At 31.2% G+C, this 17,569-nt stretch carries 15 protein-coding genes and 1 tRNA gene; 10 read left to right on the top strand and 6 right to left on the bottom strand.

Annotated features, from left to right (window positions below; translation table 11 throughout):
• The first annotated feature begins 3 nt into the window (after nt 1-3).
• The 5 genes from RXO53_RS00970 (at nt 4) to RXO53_RS00950 (ending at nt 5,812) form a co-directional block, all read left to right on the top strand.
• Nucleotides 4-333, top strand: coding sequence for a hypothetical protein (locus tag RXO53_RS00970; protein WP_410712411.1), 330 nt, complete (start codon nt 4-6; stop codon nt 331-333).
• A 19-nt stretch (nt 334-352) separates the two neighbouring features.
• A complete protein-coding gene (hisS, locus tag RXO53_RS00965) occupies nt 353-1,654 on the top strand; it encodes a histidine--tRNA ligase (RefSeq protein ID WP_410712410.1) in 1,302 nt (433 codons plus the stop codon).
• A 136-nt stretch (nt 1,655-1,790) separates the two neighbouring features.
• Nucleotides 1,791-2,318: a cysteine hydrolase family protein gene (locus RXO53_RS00960; protein WP_410712409.1), complete on the top strand. Its 528-nt coding sequence runs from the start codon at nt 1,791-1,793 to the stop codon at nt 2,316-2,318.
• Between the two features lie 45 nt (nt 2,319-2,363).
• Nucleotides 2,364-5,285, top strand: coding sequence for an alpha-mannosidase (locus RXO53_RS00955; RefSeq protein ID WP_410712408.1), 2,922 nt, complete (start codon nt 2,364-2,366; stop codon nt 5,283-5,285).
• Between the two features lie 35 nt (nt 5,286-5,320).
• On the top strand, nt 5,321-5,812 hold the full coding sequence (locus RXO53_RS00950; protein WP_410712407.1) for a hypothetical protein: 492 nt from the start codon (nt 5,321-5,323) through the stop codon (nt 5,810-5,812).
• Here the strand turns inward: RXO53_RS00950 and ppsA are convergent.
• Nucleotides 5,809-8,190: a pyruvate, water dikinase gene (ppsA, locus tag RXO53_RS00945; RefSeq protein ID WP_410712406.1), complete on the bottom strand. Its 2,382-nt coding sequence runs from the start codon at nt 8,188-8,190 to the stop codon at nt 5,809-5,811. The two genes, RXO53_RS00950 and ppsA, sit on opposite strands and share 4 nt — an antisense overlap.
• Before the next feature lie 117 nt (nt 8,191-8,307).
• On the opposite strand from ppsA, the gene RXO53_RS00940 reads away from it, so the two are divergent.
• From RXO53_RS00940 to RXO53_RS00930, 3 genes are all read left to right on the top strand, one after another.
• Nucleotides 8,308-10,791, top strand: coding sequence for a tRNA(Met) cytidine acetyltransferase TmcA (locus tag RXO53_RS00940; RefSeq protein ID WP_410712405.1), 2,484 nt, complete (start codon nt 8,308-8,310; stop codon nt 10,789-10,791).
• 65 nt (nt 10,792-10,856) lie between these two features.
• Nucleotides 10,857-11,336 carry a flavin reductase family protein gene (locus tag RXO53_RS00935; protein WP_410712404.1) on the top strand — a complete coding sequence of 160 codons (480 nt, stop codon included), beginning with the start codon at nt 10,857-10,859 and terminating at the stop codon, nt 11,334-11,336.
• 108 nt (nt 11,337-11,444) lie between these two features.
• Nucleotides 11,445-11,933: a class I SAM-dependent methyltransferase gene (locus tag RXO53_RS00930; protein ID WP_410712442.1), complete on the top strand. Its 489-nt coding sequence runs from the start codon at nt 11,445-11,447 to the stop codon at nt 11,931-11,933.
• Here the strand turns inward: RXO53_RS00930 and RXO53_RS00925 are convergent, their stop codons facing one another.
• On the bottom strand, nt 11,934-13,517 hold the full coding sequence (locus RXO53_RS00925; protein ID WP_410712403.1) for an AMP-binding protein: 1,584 nt from the start codon (nt 13,515-13,517) through the stop codon (nt 11,934-11,936).
• Between the two features lie 416 nt (nt 13,518-13,933).
• Here RXO53_RS00925 and RXO53_RS00920 point away from each other — a divergent pair, with 416 nt between their 5' ends.
• On the top strand, nt 13,934-14,464 hold the full coding sequence (locus RXO53_RS00920; RefSeq protein ID WP_410712402.1) for a hypothetical protein: 531 nt from the start codon (nt 13,934-13,936) through the stop codon (nt 14,462-14,464).
• 3 nt (nt 14,465-14,467) lie between these two features.
• On the opposite strand, the gene RXO53_RS00915 is transcribed toward RXO53_RS00920, so the two are convergent.
• The gene (locus RXO53_RS00915; protein ID WP_410712401.1) at nt 14,468-15,241 is read right to left on the bottom strand and encodes a tRNA (adenine-N1)-methyltransferase; all 774 of its coding nucleotides are present in this window, start codon (nt 15,239-15,241) and stop codon (nt 14,468-14,470) included.
• An 11-nt stretch (nt 15,242-15,252) separates the two neighbouring features.
• Entirely contained in the window at nt 15,253-16,206 is a 954-nt protein-coding gene (locus tag RXO53_RS00910) for an NAD-dependent epimerase/dehydratase family protein (protein WP_410712400.1), read from the bottom strand.
• Between the two features lie 246 nt (nt 16,207-16,452).
• On the opposite strand from RXO53_RS00910, the gene RXO53_RS00905 reads away from it, so the two are divergent.
• A complete protein-coding gene (locus RXO53_RS00905) occupies nt 16,453-16,575 on the top strand; it encodes a hypothetical protein (RefSeq protein WP_410712395.1) in 123 nt (40 codons plus the stop codon).
• A 137-nt stretch (nt 16,576-16,712) separates the two neighbouring features.
• On the opposite strand, the gene RXO53_RS00900 is transcribed toward RXO53_RS00905, so the two are convergent.
• Nucleotides 16,713-16,797 (bottom strand) — tRNA-Leu (locus RXO53_RS00900).
• Between the two features lie 46 nt (nt 16,798-16,843).
• Complete coding sequence (locus RXO53_RS00895) at nt 16,844-17,137, bottom strand: hypothetical protein (RefSeq protein ID WP_410712399.1); 294 nt, start codon at nt 17,135-17,137, stop codon at nt 16,844-16,846.
• Nucleotides 17,138-17,569 lie beyond the last annotated feature (432 nt).

Below are 17,569 nucleotides of genomic sequence, written 5' to 3'. Positions count from 1 at the left end.
AGATTGAAATGGAAACTATGCGTATCAGATAATATAAGCGTGGCTATGAAAATTGAAAGTATGGGTTACGATATACATGGCCATGATATAAAATTGACCCTATGCATCTGTAATTATGTTACTGATAAGAAACCTATAATAGATATAGAGAAATTGCAAAAATTATTTTCGACTTTTTTAAAAAACATTAATAGAAAAAAACTATGGGAAATAGTAGGAAACGAGGGAACATTTGAGGATTTATTGATATATATAAAAGATAACATTAAAATAAATAATGTGTGTGAAATTAAAGCAGAAATACCTGATAAACAAATTTATTTAGAAGTTTAAACAAAATAAGGGGAGAAAAATGTCAAAAGAATTTAGACCGCCTAGAGGTTTTAGGGATTTTCCCCCTGAAATAATGATATTAAGGAAAAGCTTGATATCAAAGCTAGAAAATGTCTTTAAAAAATACGGATTTGACCCTTTAGATACACCTTCAGTTGAATATTGGGAAACCTTATCCGGAAAATACGGAGAGGAGGCAGAAAATAGATTAATATGGCGTTTTAAAGATCCTTGGAGTGAAAGAGAATATGCTTTGAGATACGATTTAACAGTACCTCTAGCAAGATTTATATCCTCTCATCTGGATTTACAAATGCCATTTAAAAGATATCAAATAGGTCCTGTATGGAGACATGAAGAGCCGCAAAAAGGAAGGTATAGAGAATTCTATCAATGCGATGCTGATATTGTTGGCTCTCCATATCCAGAGGCTGATGCTGAAATGATAAACTTAATTATAGATGCAGTTAAATCTCTTGGTTTTGAGTCCGGATTTGATGTAAGAATAAACGACAGAAGACTTCTATCAGGAATATTTGAACAGGAACTTAATATAAAGTCCCCAATTACAATTTATAGAATCATTGATAAGCTAGATAAGATTGGCATAGATAATGTTAAGAAAGAGCTAAGCCAGCTGCTTAATAATGATGTAGTAGAAAAAATTATTGATTTAATCAGCATGAAAGGAAAACCCAATGAAATAGTTGAAAATATTGATAAAAAGTATGGAAAAAATACGCTCGTAAAAAATGCATATGATCATTTAAATGAAATGCTTGGATTAGTTAATAATAAAGATAAAGTTGTTATCGATCTGAGTTTAGTCAGAGGGTTAGATTATTATACTGGTCCAATTTATGAAGTAGTATTAAAAGAACCAAAAATTGGAAGCGTTTCAGGAGGAGGAAGATATGATAATTTGGCAGGAATTTTTTCAGGAAAGCAAATACCTGCAACTGGTGGAAGCATTGGAATTGAAAGAATAATTGATGCAGGTTTAGAATTAGGAATTTATAATCTAGATAAGAAGACTTTTACTGAAATACAGATAATTTTTATTGAGGAAGAAACGTTTAAATATGCATGGGATGTTGCAAATCTTTTAAGATTTAATGGATATAATGTTAAAATAGATCTGAATAGAAGTAAGGAGGATCAACAAAGGAAAAAGGCAAACAAATTAAAAATACCTTTATTAATTTTTGTTGGAAAGAAAGAAAAAGAAACTAACACCGTTACAATTTACAATACTAAAACCAATGAAAGAATTAATGTTAACATAAGCGAAATCGCCGTTAAGATTAAAAATTTGATATAAATCAGGCCTATCCCCTTCTAAGAGTAGACAATACTTTATAATAACAGTAAAATTAGTTGATATAAATAAAACATATTTATCCGTATTAATGAAAATATATTAACTTAGAGAACAACTGTTTCTTTTGGTGAATTTCATGAAACCTGGCCTCATAATAATTGATATGTTAAACGATTTCATCTCTGGCGCTTTGAAAACTGATGAAGCTATATTAACAGTTAAACCTACAAAGAAGGCTATTGATATTTTTAGGAAAAAGAATTATCCAATATTTTATGTTAATGACTCACACTACTATAATGATTTTGAAATTTCTTTATGGGGACCTCATGCTATGAAAGGAACAGAAGGCGCTAAAGTTTATGATGAAATAAAACCAGATATAAACGATTACGTATTAGAAAAACATGCGTACAGCGCTTTTTATGGCACACCATTGGATTATCTTTTAAGAACTAATAATATCGATACTATTTTTCTAGCAGGCCTAGATGCAGATATTTGTGTAAGACACACTGCTGCAGATGCCTTCTTCAGAGGATACAAAATTTATGTAATTAGGGATGCTGTAGCAGCAAGGATCGACAAAAATTGGGAAATTTACTACAAAAAAGTTTATAATGCAAACATAATAAATTCTGATATTCTCGAAAAAGTAATTTAAGCAAGTTTAATAATTTCTTTCAAAATAAATTATCTAGGGAATAAATTGGAACAAAGAAGCCCGGGATCATTAGATGTTAAACTCTTTTACATTTATACCAATTCAATTGTTGACTATAAGGAATTAAATTTAAAAAATTGCGATTCTTGTCTTTGCTCTGATTTGTCTATTGATAGCAATAATGAACCTTGGATTTTTATAGATATCGATGGAGAAGGCACTCTAGAAATTGAAAATGAAAAATATGCAATATTTGGAAGTAAAGAAATAACTGATGGAAAGTGGATTAAGGCAACTAAATCAGGTTTAATAAGACTATGCCCATCTTATGTTGGTTTATTAGGAGAAAACAAAATATCAATCAACAAAATATATTTAATTTACTTCGAACCTTCTACATTTAGGTTCCTTATAAAAGCAAAACTTATAAATGATGCATCAAAAATTTTGCCATCAATATCAAATGAGTTGCTAAGGATACTTAATGATTCTCTAGACAAGATAACAATAGATTCTATAAAAGGGGATAAAATAGAAATAGCCTTAAAAACACAGCTAATAAAAGCCCCTTGGTATCTAAATAGCCTTGAGAATTATATAAGCATTAGTGATATTGATGGAAAAGAGGTAGATTTTTCAAAATTGAAAAAAAGCGCTGAATTGGCAGAATCAATATTAGAAAAAGGTATGGAAAAACTAAGAAACAAATTTGGTCCGATAGGCAATCTTGATTTAATTGCCCATGCCCACATAGATTTTACATGGCTTTGGGATACAAATGTAACAAAACAAAAAGTTTATAGGAACTTATCTAATGTATTATCTTTAATCAAAAACAATGATTTTTTAAAGTATGGTATATCAAACATGGTATATTTAAAATGGGTAAAAGATGAAAATCCAAGCCTTTATAATGAGATTAAAAATTATGTAAAAGAACATAAACTAATACCTCTTGGAGGCATGTGGGTTGAAAGCGATACAAATCTTCCAGGAGGAGAGTCTTTAGTTAAACAGTTCCTCTATGGCCAAAGGTTTTTATTAAAAGAATTTAATCAAATTTCAACTATAGGCTGGCTACCAGATTCTTTTGGGTTTTCAGGACAGCTACCTCAAATAATGAAGAAATCTGGAATAAATGGATTTTACACACACAAGCTATATTGGAATAATATAAATAAATTTCCTTACTCGGTATTTTTATGGAAAGGAATTGACGGTACTGAGATCACTTCAATAAATTATCCTACATACGGTAGCGACTTGTCTCCAAATCAATTAGTTAACGCTTGGAACGATCATGAAATAAAAGATTTGCCAGCATTTCTAGTATTTGGCCATGGAGATGGAGGAGGAGGACCAACTTGGTTAATGTTAGAAAGATTTTTAATATATAAAAAATTTCCTGGCCTTCCCATACTTACAATTAAATCTCCAGAAGATCATATTATTGAAATCAAAGATCATAAAGAATTATTGCCTACCTGGTATGGTGAGCTCTACTTAGAAACACACAGAGGGGTATATACAAACGGTGTCAAACTAAAAGAGCTGATAAGAGAAGCGGAAATGAAATTAATTCAGATCGAAAGTTGGTCCTCTCTTTTAGATAAGAACATTAACTTGGAAGAATATTGGTTAAGGCTTCTTGAACTTGAATTCCATGACGCAATCTCGGCAACAACAACCTATCAAGTATATGAGAATATGGTTAAGGAACTTATTTCTACAATAAAGCAGCTTAATGAAGTTTTATCGTTAATATTAAAAAGTGTGGTAATAAACGATGATAAATACATAACATTTTTCAACCATTTGCCCTGGAAAAGAAAAGAATTAATTGAAATAGATAATCAGTTAAAAGGCAAGGTATGTCAAAAAATTGGAGAGAAATATTTAACTGAAATAGAGCTACCTCCTTCAGGTTTCGTTTCTTATGAAATTGGTCCTTGTTTAACTCAATCTAACACTGAAATTTCAAACAATAAACATATAGAAAATAAATATTTTGTCATAAGCTATGAAAGGGATAGCTTAAAGATTTATGATAAAGAAAACAAGAGGAATTCCATAAATGATATATATTTGCTTTTATGCGAAGATATGCCAGAAAAATTTGATGGATGGGATATTGATGAGAACTATAAAAGAGTATGCGAAAAAATTAAATTGAATTTTAAATATTCTGAAGAAGGGACTTTAAAGAGTTGCTTGAATTTTATTAATGAAATAAACAACTCTAAAATTGAAACAAAGATTTGCTTAAATAATAAGGTAATAGAGGTAAATCATGATGTAGATTGGAATGAAAATCTTAAGCTACTTAAAATAGTTATTAAAACAAATATCATGGGTCAATATAATCATGCTGAAATACCTTACGGTGTAATAGAGAGACCTACCTTACCTAGCAATAGTTGGGATAGGGCCAAATACGAAGTTCCTATGTGGAAATGGACTGATATTTATGATCCAGACTATGGTATATCAATAATAAACTTTGGAAGGCAGGGATATAGTGTTTCTTCAAATACAATTAGCTTATCTTTATTAAGGTCTCCATTATTTCCTAATCCAAAACTAGACAGAGGAAAGCAAAGCATTAAATATTGGATATATCCTCATAAAAACACTTGGAGAGAATCTCTTACACCTAAACTAGCTATGGAATTAAATAATGAAGTAATTTATATAAAAGGAAAAGCAGATGAAAGAAGCTTTTTAGAGATAGATCCTAGTTTCATAATGTTTGGAACATTAAAAAGGATGGAAGACTCTGAAGATGCTATATTAAGGATATGGGAAACCTATGGAAGGAATGTATGCACAGAATTAAAAAGTGATAACTATCTTATAGTAGGAGAAACTAATCTAATTGAAACAGAAAAAACTGATTTAAATACCAATAAAATCTGCTTAAATCCTTATGAAATCAAAACATTGATATTAAAGAAGGTAAAGTCTTAATATTCTTTTATGCATTATAAAATCTGGTGCAAAGATTGTCAATAGATGTAATAGGGATAGAAGAATTTCACAACACGTTATTGGATGAAGCAAAAAGAGAAAAGAGTAAATATGATCCTAAAGCGATAGATGAAGAAGTAAAAATAATATTAAACGAATTAAAAGAAAAAGGAGCAGAAATAGTTAAAGCCGATGATAAAGAAATTATTAAAGTAAAGCTAAAGAACTCTACATCTTTTATAATTGTTTATCCTCCCTTCTATAAAATCAAAGCCGTTGAGGCAATGAACGATCTTGAAAAAATCTCTTCTATACTAGAAAATTCGTATAATTTACTGGTATTTTATTCTAAAAAAGGGAAATTAACAACTTCTGCATACTTATATTTAGGTAATGTTATGGAAGAAAACGAACTAGGGATATTATTTATTAATGGAAACACAAAGGAAATAATTGAGGTATTCAATATATTAGAGAAAAACGGCTCATATACACCAGAAGAAGAGAATTTTATTAATATAGATTAAGGCTTTTTGATACTGTTTTCTACCAATATTCTTCTCTCAACACTAGCTACATGCCTCCTCACTTTAATCACAGCATCGGGATTTACACTTATAGAATCAATTCCTTTCCTTACAAGGTTTTCAACAATTTCTGGGTATACGCTTGGAGCTTGGCCGCATATGCTTACTGTTGCATTATTTCTATGGGCAGCATCTATGAGCATGCCTATTGATTTCAAAACTGCTGGATCTCTTTCATCAAAATATCCCATTTTAGCTAACAAGGAGCTATCCCTGTCTACTCCTAATGTAAGTTGGGTTAAGTCATTACTCCCAACACTAAACCCGTCTACCATTTTTGCAAATTCATCCGCCAAAATTACCGTACTAGGTACTTCAACCATTATCCAAACTTTAAAGTCCTTACTCCTTTTAAGCCCCTCTTCCTCCATTATTTTCATAGCTCTCTCTAATTCCCAAGTTGTTCTAACAAAAGGAAACATAACATATACATTTCTTAAGCCCATTTCTTCTCTAACTTTTTTAATTGCTCTAACTTCGAGCCTGAAAGCCGGTTCGTATGGTTTTTGTATGTATCTAGATACGCCCCTCCATCCTATCATAGGATTTCTTTCGTCACTTGGTTCATATTTTTCTCCGCCTTTTAGTCTGCTATATTCATTGGTCTTAAAATCGCTAAATCTAACAACTAATGGTCTTGGTGAAATAGCTGCTGCAACTTTTCCTATTCCTTCTGCTAATCCATCGATAAAAACGTCCGGCTTTCCCTGCTCTAGTAAATAAAGTGGATGATAGCCTATCTTACTAGAAATAATGAATTCAACTCTCATTAAGCCAATTCCGTCGAATGGAAGATTAACGTACCTATCAATTTCATCTGGCTCCCCTAAATTCATATAAATTTTTGTTCCTGTAATAGGGTAAAGGTCTGCTAGAAATTCTAAACTTATTTTTTCTTCCTTTTTGCCCTCCTCCTTTTTCTCGGTTATTCCATAAGTGACGACACCTCTACTTCCATCTACAGTTATTAATGTTGAGTCTTTAATAACTGTAGTTGCATTACCAGTACCTACGACAGCAGGCTTACCCAATTCTCTTGCAACTATTGCAGCATGAGCTGTCATACCTCCTTCATCTGTAACTATAGCTGATGCCATTTTCATATATGGCACCCAATCAGGGTCAGTCATTTTTGTAACCAAAACATCTCCTGGCTTCATTTTCTCAACAGCCTCATTAACAGTATGTATTATTTTAGCTGAACCGCTTGCAATACCTGGGCTAGCAGGAAGTCCTCTTGTCAAAATAGTTCCTTCTTTTCCTATTTTTTGCTTTGACCATACGGTTTCAAACCTAGCCTGGACTATCATTACATTTCTTGGAAAAGTTAAATCCATATCTATAGCCCATTCCATGTCTAAAGCATGATTAAATGAGTCTTCTGCCTTCTTTGCAATTTCTGCTAAGTACTTTATCTCCTCATCTTTTAATGATGAGGATTTTGAAGTTATACCAAACATCTTTAACAAATCATACAAAGGTCCTTCCGGATAATCTTCTGGATTATCGAGTAATTCTATATCAACATTTTTCTTATTTATAGGATCGTAAAACCTACCTATCTTTTTTGCAGAAATTCTTCTTTCAATTATATTTAATGTATTTTTATCCAAGACAAAGCTGTCCGGCGTTACAATACCTCCTACAATCAACTCTCCAAGGCCCCATGATGATTCTATAACAATTTTATTTGTTTCCCCAGTAGCTGGATGAACTGTGAACATAACCCCTGAACTTTTACTATTAACCATCTTCTGTACAATAACAGCTATTGATACTTTTCTATGATCTAAACCTAAACTCTCTCTGTAAATTAACGCCCTTGCAGTCCATATGCTCGCCCATACCATCTTTACATGCTTAAGTAACTCCTCTATACCTTGTATGTTTAAGTATGTATCTTGAATTCCAGCAAAGCTTGCCTCTGCAACATCTTCTAAGGTTGCACTACTTCTTACAGCAACTCTAGGATTTTCTATACCTAATTTTTTACCTAACTCAATATATGATTGTTCTATCAAATCCTTTAAATCGTCTGGTATATCTGTAACTTCAAATTTTCTTAATATTTCTTCACTTATTTTTTCAATTTCAGCGGGTTTTAATGAACTTATCTTTTTAACTGTGTCGTTTAAATATTGCTTTATTCCTGTTTTTTCTATAAAATACTTATATGATTTAGAAGTAATAACTAGTCCTGGCGGAACTGGAAAATTATGCTGAGTTAGCTCAACTAGTCCTTTTGCCTTGCCTCCTAATAATTCAATGTCTAAGTTTTTAATTTCATCAAGCCATAATATAAAAGAGTTCCCTTCCACTACTCAGCCCCATATTTCACAAAGTGAAAGGAAACCTATTAAAGTTTTATGCTTTATTTTTTATGAATACTTTTAGGTTTATTATTTGAAAATCTAACAATATATTAGAGGGGAAGAATGGAGGAAGAAACAAATTTAAAATCGGACACCAAAGAAATCATAAAAAAGAAGGCTGAAGAATTAACATTTGATATAAATTTTGATGTGCCAATTGGATTTCTTAGATTTTTAAAAATATTTAAAAAAGCAATATTACAATCGTATAAAAGCAAGAAAAGGGTTATGGTTGTTTTAAGCGGAGAAAATCAAGAGGTAATTGGTGTATTAACATCTAAATTAATTTTATTATATGAAAGTATTTTAAGGGAAGAACAAATTGTTAAAGATTCAAATTTTTTGTACGTCTTTTACGATAGCAGCGATACGTCAAAATTGAAGAAAGAGATAGCGAAGAAAAACGTAAAAGAAAAGGGAGGGAAATTAAAATTATCAATATATAGAATTGAGGATTCGAAAAAGCTAATGGGTCAAACATTTCAAGGGGCTATAATAGATCTTTATGAAGATCTTAGACCAAATTATATTGGAATAATATCAGGACTAGTAGAAAAAGGAGGATTATTAATTTTGCAAACTCCATCTTGGGACAAATGGGATAACAAAGTAACTTTGTTTAAGAGAAACTTGGTTGTTGCAAATTATGAGAATCCCAGAAATGTTTTTATAACATGGTTTAAGAAAAAAATAATGGAGCATAGAGAAAATGTTTTTGTCTATGATGCGGATAACGATAAGATAATAAATGAGCCCGAAATAATATACGACATTCCTAAAGAGAAAGAGGTATCAATACCATCAGATATAACTTTTCCAAAGGAGGTTTATGAACTAGCTTTAACACAAGACCAAATAAACGTTATTAAAGAAAGTGAATCTCTAATAGATTTTAGCGAAAAAAAGAAGGTAATAGTTGTTACAGCCAACAGGGGAAGGGGGAAAAGTTGTGCAATAGGATTAAGCCTATCAGGCTTAGTAAAATCAATTTCTGATAAGAAAAAAGTTAAAATTATCGTAACTTCTCCAAGCCTTGAAAATACGCAAAGCCTTATGGAACTAGCTATAAAAGGATTGGAAAAACAAAACTTTAAGATTAAGGTTGATAAAAACAAAGAAAATCTAATTTATGGTATTACTGGAGAGAACTTTTCTATTTCATATCTGGAACCAAAGGATGCTATTCAGGAATGGTGCGATATACTAGCTATAGATGAGGCTAGCGGGCTTCCCGTTACGCTATTAGTAAAGCTGTGGCAGTCTCATAAAAAAATTCTGATAGCTTCTACCTTACATGGGTATGAAGGCGCTGGTAGAGGATTTAGTTTCAGGTTTTTAAATTATTTAAAAAAGGATGAAAATACAATATTAAAATTATTAGAAATGGTTACGCCAATAAGGTATGCTGAAAATGATCCAATAGAAAAATGGGTGTTCGATGTATTATTATTAGATGCTGAGCCTGCAGAAATAGATGAACAGGATTTAAAAGACATCAATAATGGAAAACTAAATTATTTAATAACAAAACCCGAAGAGTTGTTTTTAAATAATGAGCAACTATTAAGACAAATATTCGGAATATATGTACAAGCCCATTATAGAAATGAGCCGGATGATTTAGCATTAATTGCTGATGCACCGCATTACAGCATTAGAGCAATAACAACACATAAAGGAAAGGTAGTCTCAGCTTCACTTCTTGCAGAAGAAGGAGGACTAAGCTATGAATACAGCAAGTCTTTATTATTAGAGGATAAAACAAGGGGAAATATAATACCGGATAGAATTATAAAGCACTATAGAATTTTCGATTTTGGAAACCTTAGAGGATGGAGAATTGTAAGAATTGCGACGCATCCATTACTTCAAAATAAAGGTTTAGGAAGCAAGCTTATATTGAATTTGATTAATGAAAGCATAGAAAGGAACCTAGATTGGATAGGAAGTGGTTTTGGCATTAATGTAGAATTATCAAATTTCTGGGCTAAAAATGGTTTTTCTATAATTCACATAAGCCCTGATAGGAATCCTATCAGCGGTGAATATACAGTGTTAGTTTTTAAACCATTATCCGAAAAAGTAAAGAAAATAGAAAAAATACTTATAAACATTCTTAAGACAAAACTTATCTATAGCCTTTATGATACTTATAAAACTATGGAGCCAGAATTAGCTTTAGTATTACTAAATTCAACTCCGGTAGAAGAAAGAATGGAAGAATTAAACGAAATTGAGAAAAAGAGGCTTTGGGCATACCTTTATGGAACTATGACATATGAGACAACAAACGATATAATTTTTAAAATTGTTAGTAATTATTTTAAAATTTTACCAATCAATAAAGAATTATTAGATGAATTAGAGAAAAAGATACTTATATTAAAGGTTATGCAGGGAAGGAGCTGGAAAGAGATAAGCAAAGAGATGAAAATTTCAACAGACAAGGCAGAAAATATTATTAAAAAAGCGATTATAAAATTGGCAAATTATTATTATAAAATAGACCAAAATTACCCTCCAGGTATAGAATCTTCATTTCTTTGAATTACTGGTTGACCATTATTAAATGTTTATTAAAGTAAAAAGGAATTTAAAACTAGGCGATATCGATGAATGAACAGGAACTATTAAAGCAATTTATGAGGCAATCCGCACAACAGGTATATGTAGTGACATCAAAAAACAAAAACGACTATTCTGCTATAACTGTATCAAGTCTAACTAGCATAAGCATGGATCCAGCTTTAATGATGATTTCTATAGACAAAAAATCTCATAATCATGAAATTTTAGTGAATTCTGATTATTTTATAATTACTCTATTATATTATGGAGATGAAGAAATATCTAAAATAATGGCAGATAAAATAAGTGCAAAAGAAAAGCTTGAAAAAATTGGATATATTGATAGCATATATGGACCTATACTTAACCTTGAAAGGCCTTACCTAATATTATCAAAATATAAAGTTTATGATGGAGGGGACCATAGTATAATATTAGGGAAAATTATAGATGGAAAGGTCGCAGATATAAAATGTCCGCTAGTTTATTATAATAGAAACTATACTACATTAAAGAATTGCTGATATATTTAAAAATATAAAAATTTAATTAAATATATATGAAATGTGTAAAAGGGAGAAAAAATGAATAAAGAAGTGGAGGGAGCTGAAGAAGAATTAAGGTGGATAGCTATGGCATTCGGTGGTCCGTCGGTACCTTTTGTTCCTACAAGAAAAGAGGTATTTGATTTAGTATTTGAAGCTTTAGATCTTAAGGAAAACGATGTACTATATGATTTGGGTTGCGGGGATGGAAGAATAATTATAGAGGCTGCAAAAAAATACCCCATAAAAAAAGCTATAGGGGTTGAAATGAGAGAAGAACTTGTAAAGGATATTATGAATAAAATAAGGGAAGAAAAGGTAGAAGAAAGAGTACATGTAATACAAGGAGATTTCTTTAAAGTACCTATAAGTGACGCAACAGTAGTATATATGTATTTGCTTACAAGTGTAAATGAAGCTTTAAAGCCAAAACTAAAACAAGAACTCAAACCTGGAACCAGGGTTGTAACGCTTGATTTCCAAATACCTGGTTGGAAGCCTGTTAAGGTTATTGGAGATAAGCTAGGTTGGCAAAAAACCTTATACGTTTATGTAATAGGAGAATCAGATAAATAATTAATAATTATTTAAAATCCTTTGTTTAAGTTCACTTCTTCTTATTTTACCCGTAGTTGTAGTCGGTAACGAATCAACAAATTCTATTATGCTTGGATATGCATATAAAGCAAATTTTTTCCTAACGTAGTTTCTTATTTCCTCTTTAATATCTTCACTACCTTTTACACCTTCTCTTAACACAATGAAAGCAACAATTTTCATTCCCTTCTCTTTATCTTCAATCCCTACTACAGCTGACTCTTTAACATAGGGATGAGAATTAATTATGCTTTCAATTTCTATGGGATTTATTCTATATCCAGATACCTTTATGATTTCGTCTTTCCTACCTATAAAAACAAGATATCCTTCTGAATCTAAGTAACCCATATCTCCAGTTAATATAAACTTATTATTAATAATCTTTTTAGATGTTGATTCAGGGCTTTTATAATATTCTATCATTACACCAGGATCCGGTAGAGTTAAAGCTATTTCTCCAATTTCGTTTCTTCCTAAAATATTGTAATTCTCATCAACTATTATTATGTTATGTCCAGGACATGGAATACCAACAGTGTTAATTTTTTTATTAATTAAAAGAGAGCTTTCACAAGTTATTAGTCCAGTTTCAGTTTGACCATATGTATTATTAATACTTATCCCCATCTTTTTGCCCCATTCATATATATCCGATGTAACTATTTCTGAACCCGTTAATATAGATCTTAACTTTATATCATATTTTTTAAATTCGTCACCTAATTTCATAATCATTCTCAGAGCTGTCGGAACTAATACAGTACCTGTTACTTTATACTTTTCATATTTGCTTAATAGATCAAATACATCTAATTTTCCTTCCCTTTTATAAACAACTAAAGGTATTCCATAGTATAAAGATTGTAGAGCCATATTACCTAGCCCACCAATCCAAGCCCATTCTATAGGGGTCATAAATACATCATTCTCTCTGGGAGCTAGATCCAACGATATTTGAAAAGATGGCAAAATACCTAAAATCCAGCTATGAGGTAATAAAGCCCCTTTCGGCTCTCCTGTTGAACCTGAGGTAAATAATAAATGCGATGGCTTATCTGGTTTTGTGTCATATTCAAAATTAGACGCCTTTGTTATTGAATTTATATCGTAATCACCGCCTTCATCGCTAACAATAATTACATCCTTGCTTACTTCTCTTATTTTTTTCGTTTGAGTATAATCGGAAAAGACAATCTTGGATTTAGTTTTTTCTAATCTTAATTTAATAGATTCTGTTCCTAAAAGAGTTGATAACGACATAAATATGGAATTATTTTTATAAGTTCCTATAATAGATGCTAATAAATTAAAGCTTTGCTGCATTATACCTCCTACAATATCATTACTTTTTATATTTAAATCTGAAAGAAACTTCGCTATGCCGTTACTCTTTTCTTTCAAATGCTGAAAAGAAAATTCTTTTTTCCCTTCTATGACTGCGATTCCTTCTCTTGAATCAATAGTCTTTGGTATGCTAAAATTCTTTGGCCATTCAAAATTTTTTAATATGTCATTTAATTTGTTCCCAAAGTTTCTAATGTCAAACACCTTTATATCCATTTTTTACGCCTCCAGAACTTTCTCTTATTATAATCTAGAATAAAGTTTAAATTTTAATCCCATATAACTTATTATACACAAAAATTTTGATAAAAGAAAAGCATTGCTTTTCAAGATATGGTAGAGATTTAAAATTTGCTATTTTAAATGCTAGCTATTAACAGGGTATGCTTTACTAAACATAAGTACTACTTTACACAAACTAACATTGTTGATGAACACATAATCCTTGGGCAACTCTAATGAGGAGTTATAGTTGACTTTAATCTTACAATACGGATAATAAAAAAGAGTAGCCATAAAGGAGTAAAACCTCTAGACCTCAAGGAATCATATAATAAGGGAGAAGTCGAGTGTAATACTATGTAATCCTCCTAATTAAATTTTAGAAAGTATATATTTAATGGGGTTATATATTGAGCGACCAAGCTACAGATAATAAAGCTATAACAAAAGACGATCTCATTGAGTGGTTAAAGAAGAAGTTGGAAGACCTAAAAGAGGAAACAAAAATTATAGAAACTCTTCTCAATTATATTGAAGACTCTGCGAAGCAAAACATTAATGAAAAAAGTGAGGAAATTAAAATTGGAAGAAAGAAGATCGGAAAAATATATAGGGGAGAAGGTTATGTAAGATTAGTACCAGATTTACCAATACCTTTACCTCAGGAACTTAAAGAATACTTGGAAACCGTTGAGGGAGAATTAAAGTCTGTTCAAATCAAAAACGGTTTACAGGATGAGGATCAGGTAAAACTGATTATTAAAGAAAGGCCGGATGCAAGCATCTCTGAAATAAGATTTGAAAATCTAAACACAACTATTGAAATGCTTAAAGCAAAGGCTGCTTTAAAGTATACAGCAGAGGTATCTTATCAAATTTACAGAGCCCAAAGCAAAGGAGAAGAAAGCGAAGGGACCGATGAGAGCAAGGAAGAATCTTAAATTTTACTTAATGGTTCTCAACAGTACAATAAAACCTGTATGCCCTATAGTCCTTACCGTTGGCCTTAAAGCCTCTTTTCTAGGCTCCCATTCTCTCTTAATAAGCTCGGAGATTTCCTGTATCACATATTTATTGTCTATGTAAGCTAAAAGTTTCTCAATTTGATTTACTGTAGGAATAAATACTATAACAGGGGCACTAGTTTTAATAGATTTATGTATTTTATCTAAAGCATTCCATGGATCAGCCATATCTAAAAAAGCAGAATCAAAGTTTTCTTCATTTATACCTTCTCTAATATCCAAATTATTTATTATAACACAATCCAAAAACTTTACTTTTTCTAAATTTTTCTTTGCTATTTCTATCATATCTTCCCTTATATCATAAGCGTAGACCTTACCATCAGGACAAACATGCTTTGCAATTTCAATAGTTAAGAAACCACTACCAATTCCAGCTTCTAATACTTTCATTCCTTTTCTAATTCCAGATATACTAGCTATATAGCCTGAATCCTTAGGGTATATTACTTGACTTTTCCTTTTCATTTCATACATTATCCTATCATAAAGGCTTGGTTCTATTAAATATAAATAGCCTTTATCTAATTTTATTGTTTCCCCAAAGTTTTTTTCTGCTATTTCTTTTCCTCTAATGCTACCAAGAAACGTAGAATATGACTGCTTAGAGTCTACTGTAAAATAATAAAGCTTTCTTCTCCCCGCTTTATTATCTGCAATGATTAACACTTTTTGGCCGTCTTGAATAGGCATTTAAAACACCGCTATTCTTTTCCCAATGCCTCCCTAACAGCTTTCTTAACCGCTTCATAGCTATTTAATTTTGGTTTCCATCCAACGGACTTCGCCTTTTCGATACTTAAAAGCATATACTTCACATCACCTACCCATCCTCTACCCCCATTAACTCCTCCTGTTAGATATATCTTTGGATTTAATCCCATCTCATTTACAATAATTTTAGCTATATCCATAACAGAAATTTGATCTTCGCTTCCTACATTATATGCATCATATGTTAATCCTTTTTCTTCTGTTTTATTAAATAAATAAAACATACCTTCGATAACATCTTTAACGTGTATATAACTTTTGCTTTGTGTTCCATCTCCTAATATTTCTAGTTTATCTTTATCTTTTTTCAATTTCTCAATAAAATCATGTATTACCCCATGATTTGATCTCTTACCTATTACATTTGCCAAACGGAAAGAAACGGATACCATGTTAAATGTATGAGAATAAGCACTTATAATTGCCTCAGAAGCAAGCTTTGCTCCCCCATAAATACTTATCGGCTCTAATGGTGCATAATTTTCTGGAGTTGGCATTACCTTAGCATCTCCATAAACAGTAGAGGAAGAAGTAAAGGCCAATTTCTTAACTCCATTTTTTCTCATAGCTTCCAATAAAATATATGTCATGTAAACGTTTAAATCATAAAGAGAATCAGGTGATTGCTCTCCAATTCTAACTTCAGGGTTAGCAGCTAAATGATAAACCACATCAACTCCTTTCACAGAATTTAAAGCTATATTTGAATCCCTTAAATCACCTTTTATAAACTCGAAGTTTTTTAAACCGATCAAATGTTTTATGTTTTCTAAACTACCGAAACTCAAGTTATCTACTACTTTAACATCATACCCTTTTTCTACCAAATAATCGGCTAAATGGGATCCAATAAAGCCTGCACCACCAGTTATTAGTATTTTCATTTTAAATCCCTAATTCTAAGTTGTATTGTAGATTTTTATCCTTTCAATTTAAGCAAGGTTACATACAAAAATTTTTTATGGTAATTAAGGTAATTTATAATTAATCTATTATAAAATTTTGATCTTATTTAATTATAAAATTTTTTGACCAAGCTTGTCTTTTACAAATGAAAGCCTCGCCTTTTAGGGCGGGGATGAGAAAAGCTTATAAGGGCTATTTTCTTATTAGTTATCTTGTGGTAAGTAGTGGTAAAACTTAAATGTCCTAGGTGTGGGTATGTATGGGACTACAAGGGCAAAAAGCAATATTATGCAACATGCCCAAATTGCATGAGAAAAGTCAATATAGCCAAATACAAGGTTGAGTAAAAATGACAGATGTAATCCCGAACAGATGAGGGGAACCCTCGCCCTTCAGGGCGGAGAGGAGGTCAGATAATACATAGCTATAAATTAGGCTGTAGCTGTATACAAAAATTGCTCTAAATTCAAAACCTTGTTTCGTATGCGGAGGGTGGGGTTTGAACCCACGCAGGCCTACGCCAACGGGTTCTAGGCCCGTCCCCTTTGGCCAGGCTCGGGCACCTCCGCTCATAGTTTACGTTTATACAAAGGATTAAATATAATTTTTGCTAAATTATTTATTTGTTATAACAGAATTTTCAATTTTTCTTATATCTGTTAATATTTTAATTTTCTCCAAAGCAATCCTAGATCTTGGTGTTAACATATATCTTAAAACATAAAGACCTGATAGGGGGATATAAATCGTCCTAGACTCGTTAAATCCACATAAAGTGCAATTTACTTGATAGCTAATCTCTACATAAGGTTCATTATCTTTCATAATAGGCCCATCTATTTCATATTTATAGTCAGTTGGCGCATTGCAATATGGGCATATACCTGCTTCTATTATCTTTTCTTTCAAAATATATCCCCCTTAATCAATTTGTAATTTAATACGTTTCAGAGTTTAAGGGGTGTAATACTCGCGCTTTTTACTATAAGTTTTTTATATACAATCTTTAATCCTTTAATGCTATTTATTATTGAAATACTGTACGCAAATTAATGTATACATCATAAAACTAAACAGGAATAGCTACAACAAAAATTTCTCCTCCAACAATCACCTAAGCAACTATCTTTTCGAATATCACCTCTGCTAATTCAACATAAACAATATAAATAACTTCTACTAAAAACTCCTATAAATACTAAAAAACAATAAAAGTATGACAACAAGCAATTCCCTTTAGAAGTTCATTAACTTTAGGCTTAGTTATAGCGATTATAAATGTATCTTTAGCTTCTATTATGTTATTGGAAAAAAGGAAATAATTATAACCTATTTATATTT

Origin of the sequence: Caldisphaera sp. (assembly GCF_046536515.1) — an archaeon.
Classification (GTDB): domain Archaea; phylum Thermoproteota; class Thermoprotei_A; order Sulfolobales; family Acidilobaceae; genus Caldisphaera.
Note: the sequence above shows the minus strand (reverse complement) of the source record. Positions and strands in the feature narration are given on the sequence as shown.

Coding starts and splice junctions, on each gene's coding strand:
- hisS (WP_410712410.1), top strand. CDS start 353: ATGTCAAAAGAATTTAGACCGCCTAGAGGTTTTAGGGATTTTCCCCCT.
- RXO53_RS00960 (WP_410712409.1), top strand. CDS start 1,791: ATGAAACCTGGCCTCATAATAATTGATATGTTAAACGATTTCATCTCT.
- RXO53_RS00940 (WP_410712405.1), top strand. CDS start 8,308: ATGGAGGAAGAAACAAATTTAAAATCGGACACCAAAGAAATCATAAAA.
- RXO53_RS00935 (WP_410712404.1), top strand. CDS start 10,857: ATGAATGAACAGGAACTATTAAAGCAATTTATGAGGCAATCCGCACAA.
- RXO53_RS00930 (WP_410712442.1), top strand. CDS start 11,445: ATGGCATTCGGTGGTCCGTCGGTACCTTTTGTTCCTACAAGAAAAGAG.
- RXO53_RS00925 (WP_410712403.1), bottom strand. CDS start 13,517: ATGGATATAAAGGTGTTTGACATTAGAAACTTTGGGAACAAATTAAAT.
- RXO53_RS00915 (WP_410712401.1), bottom strand. CDS start 15,241: ATGCCTATTCAAGACGGCCAAAAAGTGTTAATCATTGCAGATAATAAA.
- RXO53_RS00910 (WP_410712400.1), bottom strand. CDS start 16,206: ATGAAAATACTAATAACTGGTGGTGCAGGCTTTATTGGATCCCATTTA.